Source organism: Devosia sp. Root413D1 (assembly GCF_001425235.1).
In the GTDB taxonomy this organism is placed as follows: Bacteria; Pseudomonadota; Alphaproteobacteria; order Rhizobiales; family Devosiaceae; genus Devosia_A.
Genome location: NZ_LMEA01000004.1, coordinates 1 through 7,589 on the forward strand (window position 1 = coordinate 1; position 7,589 = coordinate 7,589).

Consider the following 7,589-nt stretch of genomic DNA (forward strand, 5'->3'; position numbering starts at 1 on the left):
CGACGCCATCGCATCGCTCAGATCGACCTGCGAGACAACACAGCCCAAACTGTCCACCATGTCTCCGAACACCCGTCCACCTTGTCTCCGGTCTGAACAGAGGGGAGGGGGGAAGATCAGAGCGCGGTGCGCGCCTTCAGCGCCTGGCTGAGCGTGCCTTCGTCGAGATAGTCGAGTTCGCCGCCCACCGGTACGCCATGCGCCAGGCGAGTAATCTTGACGCCGCTGGGGGCAAGCCGGTCGGTGATGTAGTGGGCCGTGGTCTGGCCCTCGACCGTGGCGTTGACGGCCAGCACGATCTCGGAGAACTCCGGGGCGCGACGCAGCAGGGCATCGATCGACAGGTCGTCGGGGCCGACGCCGTCGAGCGGCGACAGGACGCCGCCGAGCACGTGGTATTTCACCGCCCCTACTCCGGCGCGCTCCAGCGCCCAGAGGTCGGCGACATCTTCGACCACGATCAACAGGCCATTGTCGCGGCGCGGATCGGCGCAGATATGGCAGGGCGAGCGGGTATCGACGTTGCCGCAGGTCTCGCAGACGGTCACCGCCGCGACGGCGCGATCGAGCGCCGCCGACAGCGGGATCATCAGCTGTTCCTTTTTCTTGATCAGCTGCAGCACGGCCCGTCGGGCCGAGCGCGGCCCCAGCCCCGGCAAGCGCGCCAAGAGCAGGATCAGCTGTTCAATCTCGGGTCCGCCGTTGGCCATGGCTAGTGCACGGCAATCGGCAGTCGGCAGTCGGCAGTCGTGATGCCCCGCCGTTGCTTGCCGCACGTTTGAGAACTGTCAGGCGACTGCCGATTGCCGACTGCCGATTGCCGCATCTTCAGAACGGAAACTTCATGCCCGGAGGCAGCGGCAAGCCCGCCGTCATTTCCTGCATCTTGGCGTTCATCTCGTACTCGGCCTTGCCCTTGGCATCGTTGTGGGCGGCGAGGATCAGGTCCTCGAGCACCGACACATCGTCGGAGACGAGGCTGGGATCGATCTTCAACCCCTTCATCTCGCCCTTGCCGTTGAGCGTCACCACCACCAGACCACCGCCGGAGCGGCCTTCGACGGTCATCTCGGCGACCTTGTTCTGGAACTCCTCCATCCGCCCCTTCATCTCCTGGGCGGCCTTCATCATTCCCATCAGGTCTTTCATTCGTCGTCTTCCTCATCGCTGTCGCGGACGGCGTCCGCGTAGGCTTCGATCGGTATCTGTTCCTGCTTGACGGTGACGCGCACCGTGGCGCCGGGGAACGTCTCGAGGATGGCCTGCACCAGCGGATCCTGATGGGCCTCCTGGCGCACTGCCTCCTGCCGCTCCTCGCGCTGCTCGCGCATGGTCGGCACGTGCTGGGCGTCGGTCTTGAGGGTGATCATCCACTGCCGGTTGGTCCACAGCTTCAGCCGGGCCGACAGCGTCTGGATGATGCCCGGATCGGCATTTTCGACCAGCGCCACTTCGAGCCGGCCATCGCCGATGGAAACCGGGCGCAGGGACTGCTCGAGCGCAATCTTGACGATGACATCGCGTTTCTCCCCCGCCAGCGCGACGAGCTCGGCGTAGGTGCGCGGGTTGGCGAAGGCCTGCGGGGTAGATTGCGGGATGACCTGCGGCGCCGGAGCGGCATCGAAGCGCGGCGCCACCTCGGGCTGGTATTGCCGGGCAGCCGACGGGCCACCACCGCCGCCATTGCCGCGCGCCACCGGCGCCGATTGCGGCTGGGCCGGAGGCGGCAGGTTGCCGAGTTTGGCGATCAGCTCGTCCGGGGTCGGCAGGTCCGACGCATAGGCGAGGCGGACCAGCACCATTTCGGTGGCCTGCAGGGCGTTACCGGCCTGCTGCACCTCATCATAGCCCTTGAACAGGATCTGCCAGGTACGACTCAGCGCGCGCATGCCGAGCTTCTGCGCCAGCTGGGCGCCGCGGCTGCGCTCGTCCGGGGTCAGCGACACGTCATCGGCGGCGGCCGGGACCACCTTGATGCGGGTGACGAGGTGGGTGAAATCGCAGAGGTCGGCGACGATGGTCTGCGGGTCGGCGCCGGCGTCATAGAGCTCGCGGAGGTTGGTGAGCGCATCGCCGATACGGCCGGCCATCAGCGCCTCGAACAGGTCAATGGTCCGCGCCCGGTCGCCGAGCCCGAGCATAGCCTTGACGGTGGCCGTCGTCACCTTGCCGTCGCCGTGGCTGATGGCCTGGTCGAGCAAAGACTGGTTGTCGCGCACCGAGCCCTCGCCGGCCCGCACGATCATCGCCAGCGCCTCGGGCTCGTAGCCGATGTTCTCGCGGGCCAGCAGGTCGATGAGGTGGGCGGTCATCGTCTCGGGCGGCACGCGGCGCAGGTCGAAGCGCATGCAGCGCGACAGGATGGTCACCGGGACCTTCCTGATCTCGGTGGTGGCGAAGATGAACTTCACGTAGGGCGGCGGCTCTTCGAGCGTCTTCAGCAGCCCGTTGAAGGCCGCGGTCGAGAGCATGTGCACTTCGTCGATGATGTAGACCTTGTAGGGCGCCGATACGGGCCCGTACTTCACCGAGTCGATGATCTCGCGGATATCGTTGATGCCGGTGTTGGAAGCAGCGTCCATTTCGACCACGTCGACGTGGCGGCCCTCAATGATGGCCCGATCGTGGACGCCTTCCTTGTCGAAATCGAGCGTCGGGTGCCGGCCGGTTTCGTCCTCGTAGTTGAAAGCGCGGGCGAGGATGCGGGCCGTGGTGGTTTTGCCCACGCCGCGGACGCCGGTGAGAATGAAGGCGTGGTGGATGCGGCCCGACTTGAAGGCGTTCCTGAGCGTCTGCACCATGGCGTCCTGGCCGATGAGCTGGGCAAAGCTCAGCGGCCGGTACTTGCGCGCCAGCACCAGATAAGGCGACTTCGCCGCCGCAACGGCGGGCGCAGGGGGATCGTCGGGGAACATTCCGTCAGCCATGGCAGAGCATATAGCGAGCGCGGGCGCAGATCGCAAAAGCTCATCCCATCAAAGCGGCGATGCGCGGTCAGAAAGATGTGGGAAGTAGGAGGCTGGCAACGACCCGTGAAGGTCTCGTTGGGGCTGCTACCTTCCGGTCCTGACCCGGTTGGCGAGGAACACGTCCGCACCAACCTCCCGTCGCCTATATGGAAGAGGATCGCGGCAAACGCAAGGCCGTGCGGCGGGCGTTCTCACGGGACGGTACCGGGTGCGCAGGGCTCCGGCGTCGACGCGCCGGGACCGAAGACGGCCTGTCGCGCCCCGGCAAACTCGCCACCGCTCTCGAAGGCGATCAGATCGTCGATCGTCGCGCCGTCCAGGCCAAGGTCGCGCCGGAACTCGGGGCTCATCTGGGCGATCTGAGACATGGCGACGCGCGCCCGTCGCTTCCGCCACCAGGCTTGCAGCCAGCAGGGGGCTTTCATGATTGCGCGTCCGCGCAGCCGAAGGGGCTTATCGTCTTCATTCGGTTTCTCGTCTTGCTCGCCGCAACGAGGCGGAGCCCCCGCAGGCATCACCATGACGACGCGAGAGGGCCGCCGCTCCCTCCGATCGGATGGGCCGGATGCAACCCGCCCAGCGCGATCACCGTTATTGCGCTGGTGCGAAGTGTGGAGGCGGTGATGATCGCCAAAGGCAGCAATGACGAAACCGAAGCGCGGCGCCATATCGCGCTGCTGCAGGGCATGATCCGGCACTGGAACGTCATCGCCGACGAGTACCGCGATGCGGCGCGTGGCCGGGCTCAGGTGAGCGCACAGATGCAGCGCGAAGCCGACCGCACCCACCGGCGCATCGGCGAAGCCCTTGAGCTCTGTGACCGGCTGATCGACAACCTGCCCCCGGGCCACGACATGCGCCGCGACCTGTTCCAGATCGAATGGGCGCTGCAAGCGCTGAGCGAGAGCATCGCCATCTCGGCCGAGCAGATGGGCCCGCGGATCGAAGCCAGCCGAACCGTCGCCGGGCTCAGGTACCTGCTGAGCGCATTGAAGCAGGATGCGGGGCTCGGGGCCTAGGGTTGAGGTTCTGGCACTCGCTAGGCGTCCCACCCGGCGTCATCCCCGCGAAGGCGGGGACCCAGTGCGATCTCTCGGCCTCCACCAGCTCTGAAGTATCCCACTAGGTTTCCGCCTTCGCGGGAATGACGCCGGTGGTGAACTCAGGCGCGAGCCACCCCCCCGTCCCACCCTGAACGCATCCCTCAGACCTTGTTAACAAACTGAGGCGCATTCTAAGGACTTCACGAGCCTGAAGGAGGCTTGTCATGTTGAAGTCAGTCCGCGTCCCCCACGAACTCGTCGCGCTCAGCCAGATGCAGCGCGCCAGCATCCGCGAAGTCGGCGCGCCGCTCTACCTGCCAGCGTTCGAGCATCAGATCCTCGAGGCCGAGGCCCGTCGCGAAGAAGACAAGGCCGACGATCTCGACTGGGGCGTCACAGCTGGCGGCCTCACCGTCGGCGCCGACGAGGACGACGATTTCTACTGATACCGTCAGGCCGCTGATGCGGCCTTGTAGACGCCCAGCACGTGGAAGTGGTCGGTGAAGAACTTCAGCTCCTCGAAGGCGAGCTGCACCGACCGATCCGACGGATGTCCCTCGATATCGGCGTAGAACTGCGTGGCGGTGAACGAACCGTCGAGCATGTAGCTCTCGAGCTTGGTCATGTTGACGCCATTGGTGGCGAAGCCGCCCATCGCCTTGTAGAGCGCCGCCGGCACGTTGCGGACGCGGAAGACGAAGGTGGTCTTCACCTTACCGGCATCCGGCGCCGGTTCCTCAGGCTGTTTCGAAATCACCAGGAAGCGCGTGGTGTTGTGCGCCGCGTCCTCGATGTTCTGGGCGAGCACGCTCAAACCATAGACCTCTGCGGCGAACAGCGAGGCAATGGCGCCGACTGACTTGTCGCCCTTTTCGGCGATTTCGCGGGCCGAGCCGGCGGTGTCGACGCCGTTGATGGTCCTGAGCTTGTGCTTGGATATGAACTTGCGACACTGGCCGAGCGCCACGGAAAGCGATTGCACCGCCTTGATGTCGGAGAGGGTCGCACCGGGCACGCCGAGCAGGTTCATCTCGACGCGCAGGAAGTGCTCGCCGGTGATGAACAGGCCGCTTTTGGGGAGCAGGTGATAGATGTCGGTGATACGGCCGTAGAGCGAGTTCTCGACCGGTACGACGCCGAACTCGGCATCGCCGTTCTGCACCGCCGCAATGGTATCCTCGAAGGTGGTGCAGGGCAGCGCCTTGTCGCTCGGAAACAGCGCATGTGCCGCCGCGTGGCTGAAGGCGCCGGGCTCACCCTGGAACGCGATCTTTCTGGACATGTATTGGAACTCCGAAGCCGATCTTTTCTGGTCGCGCGGCGAGGCGGAAAGTCCTGCAACTTCTCCTCTCCCCGCGCTGTGCGGCGCCTTAATGCGACCCGGTGCGAGCCAAGTCAATGTTGAGGGAAATCATCCTGTTTCCATAGGAGCAGGATTGCGTGCGGTTGCAACGCACTTCTGCTCCAAGTGGTTGTTTTGTCGCGAGATCGAACCGGAAAGGTCTGCAACCTTTCCTGATCTCGCTCTGTTGTCGCAGTGCGCTTCTGCCCCGTTGCGCCCCATGTGGGGACAGACTATCTTCCGCCCGCGTCGGGACAGGGCTTGAAGCGCCGGGGTTGGCCAGCTATGGCCTATCGCTGTTCCGCCGTTCATCAAACCGGCGTCAAAGGCTAAAGATACCCGCGATGGATTCGTTCGAACTCAACAAGATCATTGGCGCCGTTCTCGGTACCCTCCTGTTTGTCATGGGCGTGGGGTTCCTGGCCGAGGCCATCTACCACCCGATCGAAGGTCGCGGGCCGGGCCTGACCTTGGCCGAGGCAGAGGCTCCTGGCGAGCACGGCGCAGGCGCCGCCGAGCCGGAAGCGCCGGCTGTGCCGCTGGGCGTGCTGCTGGCCAGCGCCGATGCCACCGCCGGCCAGGCCTCGGTGAAGAAGTGCTCGAGCTGCCACAATTTCGGCGAAGGCGAATCCAACAAGACCGGCCCGCTGCTTTACGGCGTCGTCGGCCGCGTCGAGGGCAGCCACGAGGGCTTCTCGTATTCGGACGGCATGCTGGCCCATAAGGCCAATGGCGACACCTGGACCTACGAGAACCTCGATGCGTTCCTGACCTCGCCCAAGACCTACACCCCGGGCACCAAGATGAGCTTCGCTGGCGTCAAGGACCCGCAGGAACGCGCCAACATCCTCGCCTACCTGCAGACGTTGTCGCCGACGCCAGTGCCGTTCCCGGCCGCGGAAGCTGCTCCGGCGGCTGAAGGCGCAGCCCCCGCCGAGGGCGCCGCCGCTCCGGCTGAAGGCGCCGCTGCGCCGGCCGCGGAGGCCGCACCTGCTGCTGAAGCTCCGGCCGCCGAGGCGCCGGCGGCAGAAGCGCCGGCTGCCAGCCATTGATCCTCGACTGAGGTCCGTTTGATTTCCGAGCCGCGCCCCTGGTGCGGCTCGTTGGTTTTTGGGGAGACGACCGATGACCTTGCTGCTGCACCTCGCCGATTTCAACGAGCGGCGCTGGGCCGACGGCTTCGCCGCCGCCCTGCCCGGCCGCAAGGTGGTGACGCGCGCCGACAGCTATGATCCGGACGAGGTGGAGTACATCTTCATCTGGAAGCCGAAACCCGATGCGTTCGAGGGTCTGCACAAGCTCAAGGCGATCCTGTCGCTGGGCGCCGGCGTCGATGCGCTGCTGCGCAACCCGTCGCGCCCCAGGGACGTGCCGATCGCCCGCTTCATGGACGAGGACCTGACGCAGCGGATGAGCGATTATGTCGTCTCGCAGGTCACCATGCACCAGCGGCTGCTGACGCGCTTCAAGCGCGACCAGGCGAAAAAGCAATGGCGGCAGCTCTACCCGGCGCCGGCCTGGGATGCCACCGTCGGCATCATGGGCCTTGGGGCCCTCGGGCTCGACGCTGCCCGGCACCTCAAGGTATTCGGCTACAAGCTTCGCGGCTGGAGCCGGACCGCAAAAGACGTCGAGGGCGTCGAAGTCTTCACTGGGCCCGAGCAGTTCGAGACGTTCCTTGCCGGCACCGACATTCTCGTCAACCTGCTGCCGCTGACGGCGGAGACGCAGGGTATCCTCAACTACGACACGTTCAGCAAACTGAAGCGCGGCGGCATCGACAACGAAGGCCCGGTGGTGATCAACGCGGCGCGCGGCGGGCACCAGAAGGAAGCCGACATCGTCCGGGCGCTGGGTGACGGCACGCTGAAGGCGGCGAGCCTCGACGTGTTCGAAGTCGAGCCGCTGCCGCAGGAGTCGCCGCTGTGGGAGATGGACAATGTCTACATCACCCCGCACATCGCCGCCGCCTCCAGCGAGCGGACCGGCGTCGCCTACTTCTCCAAAGTGATCAAGGACCACGAAGCCGGCCTGCCGCTGCCCAACGTGATCGACTTCAGCCGGGGGTATTGAGGGCAGCGCTGCCTTCCGTTCACTCCCGCCTTCGCCACCCACACCGGCGTCATCCCCGCGAAAGTGTGTTGTTCCGGCGGATTGGCGGGATGGACTCGGTGTAGAACGAGGCGTTGCCTTTGTCAGGGAGCGCTTGGGATGGATCTGAAGTTGCACGCCAAT

Annotated in this window: 9 protein-coding genes and 1 other RNA gene; 4 read left to right on the forward strand and 6 right to left on the reverse strand. The window is 65.6% G+C overall.

Annotated elements, in window-relative coordinates:
- Positions 1-116: 116 nt before the first annotated feature.
- The 5 genes from recR to ASC89_RS28390 form a co-directional block, all read right to left on the reverse strand.
- Positions 117-710: a recombination mediator RecR gene (recR, locus tag ASC89_RS04720; protein WP_055877232.1), complete on the reverse strand. Its 594-nt coding sequence runs from the start codon at positions 708-710 to the stop codon at positions 117-119.
- Between the two features lie 118 nt (positions 711-828).
- Positions 829-1,149, reverse strand: a complete 321-nt coding sequence (locus ASC89_RS04725) for a YbaB/EbfC family nucleoid-associated protein (protein ID WP_055877229.1) — start codon at positions 1,147-1,149, stop codon at positions 829-831.
- The gene (locus tag ASC89_RS04730; RefSeq protein WP_082533184.1) at positions 1,146-2,927 is read right to left on the reverse strand and encodes a DNA polymerase III subunit gamma/tau; all 1,782 of its coding nucleotides are present in this window, start codon (positions 2,925-2,927) and stop codon (positions 1,146-1,148) included. The genes ASC89_RS04725 and ASC89_RS04730 overlap by 4 nt, the downstream gene beginning before the upstream one ends.
- Before the next feature lie 82 nt (positions 2,928-3,009).
- Positions 3,010-3,107: signal recognition particle sRNA small type (ffs, locus tag ASC89_RS28070), an RNA gene on the reverse strand.
- 53 nt (positions 3,108-3,160) lie between these two features.
- Positions 3,161-3,337: a hypothetical protein gene (locus tag ASC89_RS28390; protein ID WP_156384506.1), complete on the reverse strand. Its 177-nt coding sequence runs from the start codon at positions 3,335-3,337 to the stop codon at positions 3,161-3,163.
- Between the two features lie 255 nt (positions 3,338-3,592).
- On the opposite strand from ASC89_RS28390, the gene ASC89_RS04740 reads away from it, so the two are divergent.
- On the forward strand, positions 3,593-3,988 hold the full coding sequence (locus tag ASC89_RS04740; RefSeq protein WP_055995263.1) for a hypothetical protein: 396 nt from the start codon (positions 3,593-3,595) through the stop codon (positions 3,986-3,988).
- Positions 3,989-4,236: 248 nt separating this feature from the next.
- Positions 4,237-4,458: a hypothetical protein gene (locus tag ASC89_RS04745; protein ID WP_055995266.1), complete on the forward strand. Its 222-nt coding sequence runs from the start codon at positions 4,237-4,239 to the stop codon at positions 4,456-4,458.
- A 5-nt stretch (positions 4,459-4,463) separates the two neighbouring features.
- Here the strand turns inward: ASC89_RS04745 and ASC89_RS04750 are convergent, their stop codons facing one another.
- Positions 4,464-5,294 (reverse strand): prephenate dehydratase, encoded by an 831-nt coding sequence (locus ASC89_RS04750; protein WP_055995269.1) that lies wholly within the window; start codon positions 5,292-5,294, stop codon positions 4,464-4,466.
- Between the two features lie 404 nt (positions 5,295-5,698).
- Here ASC89_RS04750 and ASC89_RS04755 point away from each other — a divergent pair, with 404 nt between their 5' ends.
- Positions 5,699-6,406 carry a cytochrome c family protein gene (locus ASC89_RS04755; protein WP_055877215.1) on the forward strand — a complete coding sequence of 236 codons (708 nt, stop codon included), beginning with the start codon at positions 5,699-5,701 and terminating at the stop codon, positions 6,404-6,406.
- A gap of 73 nt (positions 6,407-6,479) precedes the next feature.
- Entirely contained in the window at positions 6,480-7,427 is a 948-nt protein-coding gene (locus tag ASC89_RS04760; protein ID WP_055995272.1) for a glyoxylate/hydroxypyruvate reductase A, read from the forward strand.
- The last annotated feature ends 162 nt before the right edge of the window (positions 7,428-7,589 follow it).